Consider the following 14,032-nt stretch of genomic DNA (forward strand, 5'->3'; position numbering starts at 1 on the left):
CGCACCGGATCATCCGCTTCGCGGATGATGACTGCCGTTGGACGTCGTGAGTGCGGCGCATCACGAACCAGATGGCTAAAATTGTAACCTTCACGGTAGTTCGCGTTCAGCATTCCTCTTAAGCCCCGAGGAACTCATTATCCGCTAGCCTTGGTTGCAAGTCGTCATCGTTAGGGGTCTGGGGTTTCATGACATCCGCAATCAACAAAACTTCGACCAGGCGCCGGCTGTTGCTCGCTTCGGATCGGAGCGATCAAAGCAGCGAACTCGCCAGCATTTTGCGATCTGTCGGCCAGGTCGATACCATCGCGACTTCTGACATTCCCGACAGCCCGGAACGCGATCTCGCGGGCATCGTAGTCGACATCAATCTGCGTTCCGCCGAGAGCGTGCAACTGGTGCGCAACAAGCTGCGGGCCGAGGCCTATCGCGAAATGCCGCGGCTGTTCGTGCTGGCGGACGCGCTGCATCACGGATCGATGCAGGCCTGGGCGCTCGGCGCCACCGACACGATCGCGCGGCCGTTCGACGCGCAAGGTATCCTGCAGCGGATCCGCGCCGCGTTTCCGGACAGCGACGGATTCGACGAGACCGATCGCGGCAAGGCACTCAACAGGGGCGTCGAGGCGGCGCATGCCGTAATGGTCAAGATTTTCGAAAAGCTTCCGGCCGGCGTTCCCTTGAAGTTCAGCGACATCGTCGAGGCCGAGAACAAGATTCTCAAGGCAATCAAGCATTCGTCCTTGCGGGAATGGCTGACGACGGTCGGCTGCCACCACGCCGGCAGCTACCGTCATTGTCTCTTTGTCACCGGCTTTGCGGTCGCGTATGCGCAGCATCTCGGCATGCGCGAGGACGACCAGCGCCGTCTCGCCCGCGCAGCCCTGCTGCACGACGTCGGCAAGGCGTTCATTCCGGTGGCAATCCTGGACAAGCCGGGCCCGCTGACGCTGGAAGAAATGGAAGAAATGCGCCAGCATCCGCGCCGCGGCTATGATGCGCTCGCCGCGCAAGGCGGCTTTCCGCCCGAAATGCTCGACGTGGTGCTGCACCACCACGAATTTCTCGATGGCACCGGCTATCCCAACGGCCTGAGCGGCAAGGAGATCAGCGACATCGTGCGGCTGACCACGATCGTCGATATCTACGCGGCCCTCGTCGAAAAGCGCGCCTACCGGCTGCAATTCACGCATGCCAAGGCCTTCGGCATGTTGGAAGAAATGGGCGACAAGCTCGACCAGCATCTGCTGCACGCCTTCCGCCCGGTGGCGTTCGGGTATTATTGAGTTCCAGCACGTCGTCATCGCGAGGAGCGAAAGCGATGAAGCAATCCATCCATCCGTTATGCTGTGCTATGGATTGCTTCGCTTCGCTCGCAATGACGCGGAGAGGGCAGCCGCTTAAATTGCGAGGAACTTGCGCTCACAATGACGAAACTAGCGATCGGGGCCTAGCGCCAATTCCGTAAACGGCTCCGCCGCATGCACCACCTTGCCGCCGACCATGGTGAGCACTGACCTGATCTTTCCAATATCGCTCACCGGCGCGGTCAGATAATCCGCCGAGAGCACCGCAAGGTCGGCGAATTTGCCTGGCTCAAGCGTGCCGCGCTTGTCGTCATCGTTGGCCATGAAAGCCGAATTGCGGGTGTACATTTCGAGGGCCTGCTGGCGGCTTGGGGCCTCTTCATCGCCTCGGGTCTTGGTGCCGCCGATGGTGGTGCCATCGAGATACCATTGCAGCGAGACGAACGGGTTATAGGACGACACCCGGTGCGCATCGGTGCCGCCGGCAACCGTCAACCCCAGCTTCATCGCGGTTGCGATCCTCGGCATCAGCCGGGCCTGATCGACGCCGACCTCGCGCTGCAGCCGCTCGCCGCCAAAATAAAGACCGTCCTGCACGCCCCAGATCAACCCGAGCGACTTCATCCGCTTTAGGCTATCTTCCGAGGCGTTGTACAGATGCAGCACGGTCCAGCGCAGATCGCGCACCGGGTAGTCCTTGTTGATGTCCTCGACCACATCGATCAGGTCGTGGACGGTACGGTCCGGATTCCAGTGCAATTGAATCGTGTAACCTTTCGACGCCGCCCAGCGCAGAAATTCCGCGAGCTTCGCCTTGCCGTCCGGCGTGATGTCACCGTCGGTCCAGTCGGCCCAGATCAGGATCTCGCCAGGGCCGTTGAAGTGGAGCATGGAATCGCCAAACCCCGGCGGCAGCAACTGTGTCAGGTTCTGCACATCGGCGAGCTCGCTGCCCGGCTTCGGCGAGCAGAGGTGATAGGCGACACGTACGGTGAGCTGCTTGTCGCGCCACAGCTTGAACACGGCCTGGTAGCTCGCGGGATACATGCTGACCCCGCCGCCGTCGACAATGCCGGTAATGCCGAGGCTGTTCATCTCGCGGAAGAATTTTTTGGAACCGTCGAGTTGCTGCTCCATGGTGGGCTTTGGCAGCTTGTCGAATATCTTGCCGAGCGCATTGCCATTAGCATTGATCACGCCGGTCGGCTTGTCGGCAGCATCAAGTTCGAGCTTGCCGCCGGGTGTGACGTCCGCATCGCTACGAATGTTCAGCGCCTCAATGGCTTTCGGCGTCAACAGCAGCCAGTCGTAGAGATGCTGGATGTAGACCGGATTGTCGGGCGCAATGGCTGCGACCTCGCTGGGTATCGGCCGGCGCTTTTCCGCAAATTGTTCTTCGGTCCAGCCGCCTGCGACGACGATCCAGGAGCCGGGCTTTTGCGTCTTTGCTGTCGCGCGGATTTTCTCCAGCGCGTCTTTCAAGGTCGGCACGCCGATCCAGTTCACCTCGGTGCCGAACGTCAACGCCGCGCGGATGCCGTGGATGTGGCCATCGGTCAGTCCGGGGATCACGGTGCGGCCACCGAGATCGACCAGCCTTGCCTTGTCGCCGGCAAGCCTCTTCATATCGGCCGAAGGGCCGGTGGCGACGATCCGGCCGTTTTCGATCGCCAGCGCCTGTTGCACCGAAAAATCCCTGTCGACGGTGAGTATCTTGCCGTTGAACAGGATGGTATCGGCAGTTTGCGCGGACGCAATGGTCGCAGACGATGCGGCAACGATAACTGCCGCAAGATAGCGAGCAAATTTGGCAAGCCCTGACCTTGGCAACAGCATCATGCGCTCCCCTGTAATTCTCAATGTTGTTCTTAGACTGCTACCCACGTCATTGCGAGGAGCGAAGCGACGAAGCAATCCATGCTTCCAAGTGTGCGGAACGGTGGATTGCGTCGCTTCGCTTGCAGTGACGGCGGAGCTCACCCCAGCATCTTCCGCAACTCCGCCTTTGCCACCTTCTCCAGCGTCGAGCGCGGCATGTCGTCGACGAAGTGAATTTCGCGCGGCACCTTGAAGTCGGCGAGCCCGTTTCTGCACGCGGCCATCACGGCGTCGTGCAGATCGCGAGGCGCGCCAGCGACACCGGCCTGCGGAATGATAAAGAGGACCGGCACTTCATCCAGCATCGGGTGCTTCTTCGCCACCACCGCGGCCTCGCGCACACCCGGCACCACCGCGACCACCTGCTCGATCTCGGACGCCGCCACGTTCTCGCCGCCGACCTTGAGCATGTCCTTGGCGCGGTCGCCGAATTTGATGAAGCCGTTGTCGAGCAGTGTGACACGGTCGCCGGTGATGAAATAGCCGTGCTCGTCAAAGCTTTCGCGCGTGGCCTTTTCGTTGTGCAGGTACTCGGCAAACAGCGACAGGCCTGGAATGCCCTTGATCAGGAGACTGCCGGTGCCGCCAACTTCTGTCGGCGTGCCGTCGTCCTCGACGACGCGGATCTGGTATTCCGGCGCGGCGCGGCCGATCGACATCGGCGTGTTGGGCTGGTCGACCTCGCCGACGATGCCGTGGGTGATGGTTTCCGTCATGCCCCACCAGCCGATCGTCTTGACGCCGAAGGCGGCGAATGGCGGCGGCTCGGATACCGCGGTGCCCCAGAGCCGGAATTTGTGGCTTTTCGGAATCTCGTGCTCCAGCAGCGCCTTCATGCAGAAGGGGATCGTCGAGGTCCAGGTGCAGTTGTGCTCGATCGCCACGCCCCAGAAGCGGCTCGCCGAAAACCGCGGCTGGATCACGCAGGTCGCGCCGACCCACAGCGATGCCAGCATCGAATAGGCGAGCGCGTTGGTGTGAAACAGCGGCAGATAGGTCTGGTGCACGTCGCCCGCGTGCAGGTCTTCATGCACGGCGTTGATTTTGGCGCCCCACAACGCGTTGGCATGGGTCCATAGCACTGCCTTCGGCCGTGACGTGGTGCCGGAGGTATATTGCACGCTGCACGGCGCGAACGGATCGGTGGCGCGGCGCGGCCGGTCGGCGCTGTCGGCGAAGAGCTGCTCAAAACTGTCGCGGCGCGGCGCGCCTCGCGCCGGCGTACTACCAGCGTCGTGAGAGATGACGGCGATCCAGCGCAGGCCGCGGCAATTGGCCGAGATCAGCTCGGCATAGGCCGGCTGGGTGATGGCGGCGACCGCGCCGCAATGATCGGCGAAATATTCCATCTCGGCTGCCGCCGAGCGGGTGTTGGTGGTGACCGCGATCGCGCCGAGCTCGACGCAGGCAAACCAGGCCAGCATGGCCTCGATGCAATTGTCGAGATGGATCAGAACATATTCGCCGGGCTTGACGCCCCGCTTGACCAGCCCCGCGGAAAGCTGGCCAACCCGTTCGTGGAATTCGCCGTAGGACCAGCTCCGCGCCGGCGCCTCGAATGGCGCCCAGATCAGGAACGGATGGTTGCGGCGGCTCTCGGCGCGCATCCGCAGCAACCATGGCACGTCGAGGCCCGCGAATGGTCCGACAATGCCCGGCGCTGGCTGTGAAAGTGGCATGTTTCCTCCCGTGCAGCTCTACGACCGCTTTGGCTTTTGCTTGGGAGTAGTTCTGCCATCGGATGGCGCGATGGGCAAATAAGGATTGTGCAGGGTTACCTCCCCGTCATTGCGAGGAGCGCCAGCGACGAAGAAAATCCAGACTGTCTCCGCGGTCAGGCTTCTGGATTGCTTCGCTTCGCTCGCAATGACGGGGAGAGGCCGGAGCACCCTAGCCCGCATTCCCTTCATACGACGAAATCTCGATCAAGCTCCCATCCGGATCCCGGCAATAGACGGAGCGCAGCGTGCCGCGGGCGCCTTGCTTCGCGACCGGGCCTTCCTCGATGGCGACGCCATTGGCCTTCAGGTGCGCCACGACTTCGTCCGGCGTGCTCGACGTCAGAAAGCACAGATCGTCGCTGCCTGCGGTTTGGTGATCGGCCGTGAACCACTCGACCTTGTCGGCATCGCGCGGCCGCACGTTGATCCTCTGGTTACCAAACACCAGCGAGGTCCGCGGCTTTTTGCCCGGGCCTGGATCGAACACCTTGACCTCCATGCCGAGTATCTTGCGGTACCACTCGGCGGAACGCGCCACGTTGGACACATTGATGACGAGATGATCGAGAGCGTTAACCCTGACAGACATGCCTTATCCTTTCGTCGCGGTCGAAGACATTGCGCCCCACTGGCCGCACCGGGGTTTGTTTGTTACAACGCGGCCCGCGTTCGGTTCAATAGAACCGCGCCTTAATAGAAACGGACCGGGCCCGAAGCCCGGCCTCCAAGGAGAAGTTTTATGATTTCACGCCGTACCGCGATTTGTCTGGCCGCCATCGGTCTTTCCACTGCCGCTTCGATCGGCAGCGTTTCGGCGGCGGATTATCCGACCCGGCCGGTGAAATGGGTCGTCGGATATCCGCCGGGCGGCGCGACCGATATCATTGCGCGGCTGATCGGCCAGCGGCTCTCCGAGCGGCTCGGCCAGCAATTCGTGATCGAGAACAAGCCCGGCGCCGGCAATAACATCGCCACCGAATCCGTCATCAACGCCGAGCCGGATGGCTATACGTTGCTGCTGGTCAATCCCGCGAACTACATCAATGCCACGCTCTACGCCAATCTGAAGTTCAACCTCGTGCGCGATCTTGCCCCGGTTGCCGCGTTCAATCGCGTGCCGAACGTGATGACGGTCAATAAGGACGTGCCGGCGAAGACCGTTGCCGAGTTCATCGCCTATGTGAAGGCCAATCCCGGCAAGGTGAACCTGGCCTCGTCGGGCAACGGCACCTCCGTGCATCTGTCCGGCGAAATGTTCATGGCGATGTCGGGCGCCAAGATGCAGCACGTGCCCTATCGCGGCGCCGCGCCCGCGATCACCGATTTGCTTGGTGGCCAGGTCCAGGTGATCTTCGACAACATGCCCTCGATCCTTCAACATGTCCGCGCCGGTTCTGCACGGGCGCTGGCGGTCACCAGCACGACGAAATCGCCGCTGTTGCCCGATGTTCCGACGCTTGCCGATACTATTCCGGGCTATGAGGCGAGTGCGCTGTTCGGCATGGGTGCGCCGAAGAATACCCCGAAAGAGGTCATCGCGAAGCTGAACAAGGAGATCAACGAGATCCTCGCCGAACCCACAATCAAGGCGCGCCTGACCGAACTCGGCGGCGAGCCGTTGATCGGCACGCCGGAAGTGTTCGGCGCGATGATCGTGGCCGAGACCGAAAAGTGGAAGAAGGTGATCGAGGAAGCCAAGGTCGAAAAGGTGCAGTGATCTTCCTCACGGAACAATGGCGCAGCCGCGGTGTTTTATGGCAAAGACGACGCGGCTGCGTCACGTGAAGGAGATGGATGATGCGCAATGCACTGGTAGCGATATTGGCGCTGTCGGCGGCGACAGCCGCCTCCGTGGCGGCTACTTCGCCCGCTGCGGCGTATGATTATCCTTATTGCCTCCAGGGCAGGGGCATCGGCATTCCCGGCGATTGCTCGTACGCTAGCTACGGCCAATGCATGGCATCGGCGTCAGGGCGTTCGCTCTACTGCAACGTCAATCCGCGCTTCGCCTACGGACAACAGCGGCGGATGCGGATTTATCGGGATTATTGATCGCGCCTCGTAGCTCTCGCGTATGATGGCCGGGCGAGAGCGCTGTCCGCGCTAACGATCCGGCCATCGGTGTCTCTTCTTTCGCCGCTCCCGATTTCGTGATGCACACGCCGCCTTGACGGCGTTTTGTTTCCGTCTATACTAAACCGTATGGTTAAGTATCAAGAAGGCGTGCTGGACCGCACCTTTGCCGCGCTATCTGACCCGACCCGGCGCGCGCTGCTGGCGCGGCTCGGCGATCAAGACAGCCTGTCGGTCAGCGAACTGGCGCAGCCGTTTTCCATATCGCTGCCCGCGATTATGAAGCATCTCGACGTGCTGTCGGACGCCGGTCTGATCGCGCGCGAAAAGACCGGCCGCACGGTCGCGTGCCGGTTGACCGCCAGCCCGATGGAGCAGGCGATGGACTGGCTCAATCGCTACCAGCGCTTCTGGTCCGATAATCTCGACCGCCTTGCCGCTTTTGTGGAGGAAGATCCATGGCCACCCAGTCATGCCTTGCCAAGCAAGACCCTGCCCGCGAAGCCGAACTCGCCGCGCGGCCCAGCCTCACGCTCAAACGCCGGCTCAACGCGACGCCTGAAAAAGTCTACGCCGCGTGGGCCGACCCGCAAAAGCTAGTGCAGTGGTTCGGGCCTGCCTCGGTCGAGGCCGGCTCGGTCAAGGCCGACATCGACCTGCGCGTTGGCGGCCGCTATCGCCTCAGCTTCAAGGCCAACGGCAGTTACAACGAGGTTGGCGGCGTCTATCGTGAGGTCGTTCCGAACGAACGGCTGGTGTTTAGCTGGGCATGGCATTCGACGCCGGAGCGTGAATCGCTCGTGAGCATTTCGATGAAGCCCGAGGGCGACGGCACGCTCCTCACCTTCCATCACTCGCAATTCGTCGATTCTGTTGCGCGCGACAACCACGAACGCGGGTGGACGGAATTCCTTGTCAAACTCGACAATTATCTGGCCTGAACACGGGAGCCGCCCATGCAGCCGCACAGCGTCGTGACCCGCGAAGAATGGATCGCCGCCCGCAAAGCGCACCTTGCGCATGAGAAGGAATACACCCGAGCGCGCGAGCGCCTGAGCGAAGAACGGCGCGCGCTGCCCTGGGTCACGGTTGAGAAGAATTACGTGTTCGATGGGCCCGACGGCAAGGTCTCGCTCGGCGACCTGTTCAAGAGGCGCAGCCAGCTCGTGGTACAGCATCTGATGTTTGCGCCCGACTGGAACGAGCCCTGCAAGAGCTGCTCGTTCTGGGCCGACGGGTTCGAGCGCATGATCCCGCATCTGGCCGCCCGCGACACCACGATGGTCGCGATCTCGCGGGCGCCGCTGCAAAAGCTCATTGCGTTCAAGCAGCGGATGGGCTGGACCTTCGACTGGCTGTCGTCGGGCGGCAACGAGTTCAATTACGACTACGGCGTTTCATTTACGCCGGAGCAGATCGAGGCAGGCGGCAACTACAATTACGGCACCACCCCGTTCGGAAGTGAGGAAGCGCCCGGGATCAGCGTGTTTTATCGCGATCAAGCGGGAAACATCTTCCACATCTATTCCTGTTACTCGCGCGGCCTCGACATGATGAACGCCGCCTACCACTATCTCGATTTGACCCCGCTCGGGCGTCACGAGGAAGGCCTGCCGTATCCGATGGACTGGGTGCGACTACGTGACCAGTACCAGCCGTCACCGGTTCGGGCATCCTGTTGTCATGGTTAGTCGTCACTAGCGCGCTGCATTCTCAGCCGTCATTCCGGGATGGTCCGAAGGACCAGACCCCGAATCTCGAGATTCCGGGTCTGGTGCTGCGCACCACCCCGGAATGACGGAATCTGCTCGCAATGACTGAAAGTAATGGAGAACAATGCAATGCCCTACGTCGATGGCTTCATCGTCGCCGTGCCGAAGAAGAATCTCGAAGCCTATTCCCGCCTGTCGAAGAAGGCCGGCAAGGTCTGGCGCGAGCACGGCGCGCTGGATTATCGCGAATGGGTCGCTGACGACGTCAAGGTCGGCAAGTTCACGTCGTTTCCGCGCGCCGTGAAGCTCAAGCCGGGCGAGACGGTTGTGTTTGCCTGGATCACTTACAAGTCGCGCGCCCAGCGCGACAAGATCAACGCCAAGGTGATGGCAGACCCGCGGCTCAACGAAATGATGGATCCGAAATCGAAGCCGCCGTTCGACGGCAAGCGGATGATCTATGGTGGGTTCGAGAGCCTGGTGAAGGTGTAGCTCGCAAGGACATCTAGCGAGCCGTATGCCGGGCGTTGAAATTGCTGGCGTCGTCCCACTGCCCCCTTCAGCGAAGATGAGATGCGCCTCAAGGCTGCGGATGGCCGCGGTTGCTGGACGTCTGCCCCCGGCGAGATATTCCTGGCTCACCGAAGCGCGCCACGATCGGCTGTCAGCTCGGACGGGACTGCGTCTCCAGCTGCCGGCTGTAGCGCGACATCGCAAAGCAGAACACGAAATAGATCAGCCCGACGAACACGTAGACTTCGACGCTGAACGGCTGCCAGGCAGGATCGATGATGGAGGTTTTCGCCGTCGTCAGCAGGTCGAAGATGCCGATGATCAGCACCAGGCTGGTGTCTTTGAAGAAGGCGATGAACGTATTCACCAGCGGCGGAATCACATGGCGGATCGCCTGCGGCAGGATGATCAGGCCGTTCTTCTTCCAGTAGGTGAGCCCAAGCGCGTCGGCGGCGTCGTGCTGTCCTCTCGGAATGGCCTGCAGGCCACCGCGGATGACTTCGGCAAGATAGGCGCCGGCGTACAGCACGAACGCGATCTGCGCCCGGAGCAATTTGTCGATGTTGACGCCGTCGGGCAGGAACAGCGGAAACATCACGCTCGCCATGAACAACAGGCTGATCAGAGGAACGCCGCGGATCAGCTCGACATAGAGCACGCAGAGCGATCGGATCGCCGGCAATTTGGAACGGCGGCCCAGCGCCACCACGATCCCGAGCGGAAAGCCGAACGCCAATCCGAACGTCGCGAGAATCAGCGTCACCGGCAGCCCGCCCCAGCGATCCTGAGAAACATAGGAAAGCCCGAACACGCCGCCCCACATCAAGACGCCGATCAGGACCAGCGCCGCCGCCCACACCGCTACCAGCTCCTTGCGCCACCAGTAGCGCCGGCTCGACACCCAGAACAGCACAACGAAGGTGAGGCACGCCAGCGCCGGCCGCCACTGCTCAGCGAATGGATAGGTGCCGAACAGGATGAAACGATATTTTTCGGGGATCACAGCCCAGCAGGCGCCGAGCCCGCGGATCGAACGGCAGGGGCCGGTCTGATTGCCAGAAACGATCCAGATCGCATTCCAGTAGCCCCATAGCACGAGACTGAAGAACGCCTTGGCGAGCAGCGCGATCAGGAGCACCGAGATGACGCTTGATGTGACCGAAGCGAACAGATTCGTACGCAGCCACCGAATGACGCGCCCGGCCGGAGTCCTGCGGGATCGCGTGTTGAAGGGGAGCGGATTTTGCGGAGCGTCCGTTATCGATGTCATGGCATCAGCGCTCCACCAGCGCGATGCGCGCATTGTACCAGTTCATGAACAGGCTGATGCCGAGGCTGATGGTGAGGAACACGGCCATGATGAGCGCGATGGCTTCGATGGCCTGCCCGGTCTGGTTCAGCGTGGTATTCGCGATCGACACCACGTCCTGGTATCCGACCGCAACGGCAAGCGAGGAATTCTTGGTCAGATTCAGATATTGGCTGGTCATCGGCGGAATGATGACGCGGAGCGCCTGCGGCAGCACGATGCGCTGAAGCACGAAGCTGCGCCGCAGGCCAAGCGCGTTTGCCGCGTCCCATTGTCCCCGGGGAACGGCCTGAATGCCGCTGCGCACGATTTCGGCGATGAAGGCCGAGGTGTAGGTGACGAGCGCGATCAGCAACGCAAAGTATTCAGGCGCGAGCGTCAGTCCGCCGACGAAATTGAAGCCGCGCAGTTCGGGCATCGTGATGGTCCACGACGCGCCGAGACCGAACGACACTAGTGCTGGCAACCCGACGAGCAGGGCCAGTGCGTAAGGCCAGAGCGGACGGGCCTTGCCGTCCGCCATCTGCTGCGCCACCAATCGTTGCCACAAAATATACAGCGCGCCGAGCCCGGCTAGAACCGTGACGATCACCCATAGATTTGCCGCCTCGATCGGAATCGACGGCAGCACCAGTCCCCTGTTGGAAAGGAACACGCCTGCAATCGGCTTCCACGCTGCGCGTGCCGCCGGAAGTCCCTGCATCAGCACGTACCAGAACAATAACTGCAGCAGCAGCGGAACGTCACGGAGCACTTCGACGTAGACCGCAGCCAGCCGCGACAACAGCCAGTTCGCCGACAGCCGCGCAATGCCGATCAGCGTGCCGAGCACGGTCGCGAGCACGATGCCGATGACCGCGACGCGCAGCGTATTGACAATGCCGACGATGAAGGCGCGGACGTAAGGATCCTTCGGGGTGTAGGCGAGCCAGCTATCCGCGATCGGCATCCCGGCCTCGCGGCCGAGAAAGGCGAAGCCGGTCGAAATCCGGCGTACCGACAAATTGTGCAGGGCGTTGGACCAGAGCCAGCCAACGATGGCGACCGCGATGGCAACTACCACGATCTGCCAGATGAGACCGTTGACCTGCTGGCGATTGAGCGAGAAGCGCAGCCGCCTCTTGCGAGGGAATTCGGGCGTGGATGTCGTCACAGCACAAGGATCCTCGACTCAAGCGGCGATGACTTTAAGCAATGATGACTTGCAGCAGCGATCTTCGGCGGTGCGTCCGAGAGGCGCATTTCAAATGTTGCACCAAAATAGGTTTTATGCAACATATGTTTCATGGCGCAGCCCCGGCCGAAATCCTCGCCGCTGAACGATTTGTGCAGTGCGCTGCCATCGTTACCGATGCGGCTACAACAGGTCGGCCGGTTCGTTGCCGCCAACGATTATGACGCCACTACGCGCTCGATGCGTGATCTGGCCGCCGAGGCCGGCGCCGATCCCGCTGCTTTCACCCGGCTCGCAAAAGCGCTCGGCTATTCCGGCTGGGACGAATTGCGTGCCGCGTTGACCGAGGCCCGCCGGCCCGCGTCGCCCTCGCCGTTTTCGGGTCGCGCCAAGGGCGGCCGGAAGGGGCCCAACGCCGAGATATCGCTGATCTCCGACAAGCTCGAAGCCGAGGCGGCAGGCCTTGCACGCATTTCGGCCGGCTCGGTGGCCAACGCGGCCAAGGCCCTGCACGTCGCGCGGCGGATCTGGATCGCCGGCTTTCGTAGCTGCCGCAGCGTTGCGGAATTGCTCAATTATCAGCTCCGTTTGTTCCGGCCGGACGCGGTGCACCTGGTCGGCGGCTCCGGGCCTGAGGATCTCGATCTGGGCGCGTTCCACGGCGGCGATGCCGTCGTCGTTATCGGCTTTGCGCCCTATTCCCGGGCGAGCGTCCTCTCGGCAAGGGCGGCGCATGATTCCGGCGCCACCCTGATCGCAATCACCGACACAGTTGCCGCGCCGATGGCGGAGGGCGCCGATCACCGGCTGCTTTACGAAGCGGCCGCGTCGCCCGGATTCTTCCCGAGCCTGACCGGCGCCATCGCCATCGCGCAGTCGCTGGCCGCCGTTACTTTCGTGATGGGCGGCGCTGGCGCCAAGCGGTGCCTCGAGAAGACCGAAAGCCGGTTGGCCGCGCTGTCGCAATATGTCGCGGAGAAAGGTTGATCGTCATGGGAGCCAGCAAAAGCCGGTTGCTGCACCGGAGCCTGCGTGAAACGCCGCCAAAGGCCATCGGCGGGGATGGCGTCTGGCTGATTGCCGAGGATGGAAGGCGGATTCTGGATGCTTCCGGCGGCGCGGCCGTGTCCTGCCTCGGCCACCAGCATCCCCGCGTGCTCGAGGCAATCACGCGGCAGGCATCGAAGCTGGCCTATGCCCATACCGGGTTCTTCTCGTCGGAGCCGGCCGAAGCGCTGGCCGAGGCGCTCGTCGGCGACGAGCCCGGCGGTCTGGCCCACGCCTATCTCGTCAGCGGCGGCTCGGAAGCGATCGAAGCCAGCATCAAGCTGGCGCGGCAATATTTTGTCGAAAGCGGCCAGCCGCAACGGCAGCGCTTCATCGCGCGGCGCCAGAGCTATCATGGCAATACACTGGGCGCGCTCGCCGCCGGCGGCAACGCCTGGCGGCGCGAGCCCTACGCGCCGTTATTGTCGGCGGCCTTCAGCCACGTGACGCCGGCCTTCGCCTACCATGAAAAACGCGACAGCGAATCCGAGAGAGATTTTGTGACGCGACTGGCTGCCGAGCTGGAAGCAGAATTCCAGCGTCTTGGCCCGGATACGGTCGCGGCCTTCATCGCCGAGCCGGTGGTAGGCGCCACCGCCGGATGCGTGCCGGCGCCGGAGGGATATTTCCGCGCCGTCCGTGAGATCTGCGATCGATATGGCGCGCTCTTGATTCTGGACGAAGTGATGTGCGGCATGGGCCGCACCGGCACGCGTCACGCCTGGGAGCAGGAGGGCATCGCGCCCGATATCCAGGCGATCGCCAAGGGGCTCGGCGGCGGCTATCAGCCGATCGGCGCGATGCTCGCCGGCGGGCGCATCATCGATACGGTCCGGAGCGGCTCGGGCGCATTCCAGCACGGCCATACTTATCTAGCGCATCCGCTCGCCTGTGCCGCAGCGCTCGAGGTGCAGCGGGTGATCGATGACGAGCACCTGCTCGATAGGGTCAAGGATCTTGGCCGCCAGCTCGAACGGCGCCTGACCGAGCGTTTCGGCAATCACCGCCATGTCGGCGATATCAGGGGGCGGGGCCTGTTCCAGGCGATTGAGCTCGTCGCCGATCGCACCACCCGCGCGCCATTCGATCCCGCACTCAAGCTCCACCAGCGGATCAAGGCCGCCGCATTCGAGGGCGGCCTTGCCTGTTATCCCGCGGGCGGAACGGTGGATGGCCGCAGCGGCGACCACGTCCTGCTAGCGCCGCCCTATATCGCGACCTCGGGCGACGTCGATACGATCGTCGAGCGGTTGGGTCACGCCATCGACAGCGCCTTGAAGAGTGTTGGTCATTAGGAG

At 62.5% G+C, this 14,032-nt stretch carries 14 protein-coding genes; 9 read left to right on the plus strand and 5 right to left on the minus strand.

Translation table 11 applies throughout. The annotated features are described in order from the left end of the window. Positions 1–188: 188 nt before the first annotated feature. Positions 189–1,286 carry an HD-GYP domain-containing protein gene (locus tag HCN58_RS08660; RefSeq protein ID WP_171578942.1) on the plus strand — a complete coding sequence of 366 codons (1,098 nt, stop codon included), beginning with the start codon at positions 189–191 and terminating at the stop codon, positions 1,284–1,286. Positions 1,287–1,436: 150 nt separating this feature from the next. On the opposite strand, the gene HCN58_RS08665 is transcribed toward HCN58_RS08660, so the two are convergent. The 3 genes from HCN58_RS08665 to HCN58_RS08675 form a co-directional block, all read right to left on the minus strand. Further along, complete coding sequence (locus HCN58_RS08665; RefSeq protein WP_171578943.1) at positions 1,437–3,143, minus strand: amidohydrolase; 1,707 nt, start codon at positions 3,141–3,143, stop codon at positions 1,437–1,439. Positions 3,144–3,283: 140 nt separating this feature from the next. Next, positions 3,284–4,864, minus strand: a complete 1,581-nt coding sequence (locus HCN58_RS08670; RefSeq protein ID WP_171578944.1) for an AMP-binding protein — start codon at positions 4,862–4,864, stop codon at positions 3,284–3,286. A 211-nt stretch (positions 4,865–5,075) separates the two neighbouring features. Beyond that, positions 5,076–5,495: a VOC family protein gene (locus tag HCN58_RS08675; protein ID WP_171578945.1), complete on the minus strand. Its 420-nt coding sequence runs from the start codon at positions 5,493–5,495 to the stop codon at positions 5,076–5,078. A 150-nt stretch (positions 5,496–5,645) separates the two neighbouring features. On the opposite strand from HCN58_RS08675, the gene HCN58_RS08680 reads away from it, so the two are divergent. The 6 genes from HCN58_RS08680 (at position 5,646) to HCN58_RS08705 (ending at position 9,183) form a co-directional block, all read left to right on the plus strand. Then, on the plus strand, positions 5,646–6,623 hold the full coding sequence (locus HCN58_RS08680) for a Bug family tripartite tricarboxylate transporter substrate binding protein (RefSeq protein ID WP_171578946.1): 978 nt from the start codon (positions 5,646–5,648) through the stop codon (positions 6,621–6,623). Between the two features lie 80 nt (positions 6,624–6,703). Then, entirely contained in the window at positions 6,704–6,958 is a 255-nt protein-coding gene (locus HCN58_RS08685) for a DUF3551 domain-containing protein (RefSeq protein ID WP_171578947.1), read from the plus strand. A 150-nt stretch (positions 6,959–7,108) separates the two neighbouring features. Then, positions 7,109–7,579: an ArsR/SmtB family transcription factor gene (locus tag HCN58_RS08690; protein ID WP_171578949.1), complete on the plus strand. Its 471-nt coding sequence runs from the start codon at positions 7,109–7,111 to the stop codon at positions 7,577–7,579. Beyond that, a complete protein-coding gene (locus HCN58_RS08695) occupies positions 7,579–7,920 on the plus strand; it encodes an SRPBCC domain-containing protein (RefSeq protein WP_311966789.1) in 342 nt (113 codons plus the stop codon). The genes HCN58_RS08690 and HCN58_RS08695 overlap by 1 nt, the downstream gene beginning before the upstream one ends. 15 nt (positions 7,921–7,935) lie before the next feature. Then, positions 7,936–8,670 carry a DUF899 domain-containing protein gene (locus tag HCN58_RS08700; RefSeq protein ID WP_171578950.1) on the plus strand — a complete coding sequence of 245 codons (735 nt, stop codon included), beginning with the start codon at positions 7,936–7,938 and terminating at the stop codon, positions 8,668–8,670. Positions 8,671–8,820: 150 nt separating this feature from the next. Continuing rightward, complete coding sequence (locus tag HCN58_RS08705; protein WP_171578951.1) at positions 8,821–9,183, plus strand: DUF1428 domain-containing protein; 363 nt, start codon at positions 8,821–8,823, stop codon at positions 9,181–9,183. Positions 9,184–9,355: 172 nt separating this feature from the next. On the opposite strand, the gene HCN58_RS08710 is transcribed toward HCN58_RS08705, so the two are convergent. Together HCN58_RS08710 and HCN58_RS08715 are read right to left on the minus strand one after the other, a co-directional pair. Further along, on the minus strand, positions 9,356–10,474 hold the full coding sequence (locus HCN58_RS08710; RefSeq protein WP_171578952.1) for an amino acid ABC transporter permease: 1,119 nt from the start codon (positions 10,472–10,474) through the stop codon (positions 9,356–9,358). Positions 10,475–10,478: 4 nt separating this feature from the next. After that, a complete protein-coding gene (locus HCN58_RS08715; RefSeq protein ID WP_171578953.1) occupies positions 10,479–11,666 on the minus strand; it encodes an amino acid ABC transporter permease in 1,188 nt (395 codons plus the stop codon). 132 nt (positions 11,667–11,798) lie between these two features. Between HCN58_RS08715 and HCN58_RS08720 the strand changes: the two genes are divergently transcribed. Together HCN58_RS08720 and HCN58_RS08725 are read left to right on the plus strand one after the other, a co-directional pair. Then, a complete protein-coding gene (locus HCN58_RS08720) occupies positions 11,799–12,674 on the plus strand; it encodes a MurR/RpiR family transcriptional regulator (RefSeq protein ID WP_171578954.1) in 876 nt (291 codons plus the stop codon). 5 nt (positions 12,675–12,679) lie between these two features. Continuing rightward, positions 12,680–14,029: an aspartate aminotransferase family protein gene (locus HCN58_RS08725; protein ID WP_171578955.1), complete on the plus strand. Its 1,350-nt coding sequence runs from the start codon at positions 12,680–12,682 to the stop codon at positions 14,027–14,029. The last annotated feature ends 3 nt before the right edge of the window (positions 14,030–14,032 follow it).

The organism is Bradyrhizobium australiense, assembly GCF_013114825.1.
GTDB lineage: Bacteria > Pseudomonadota > Alphaproteobacteria > Rhizobiales > Xanthobacteraceae > Bradyrhizobium > Bradyrhizobium australiense.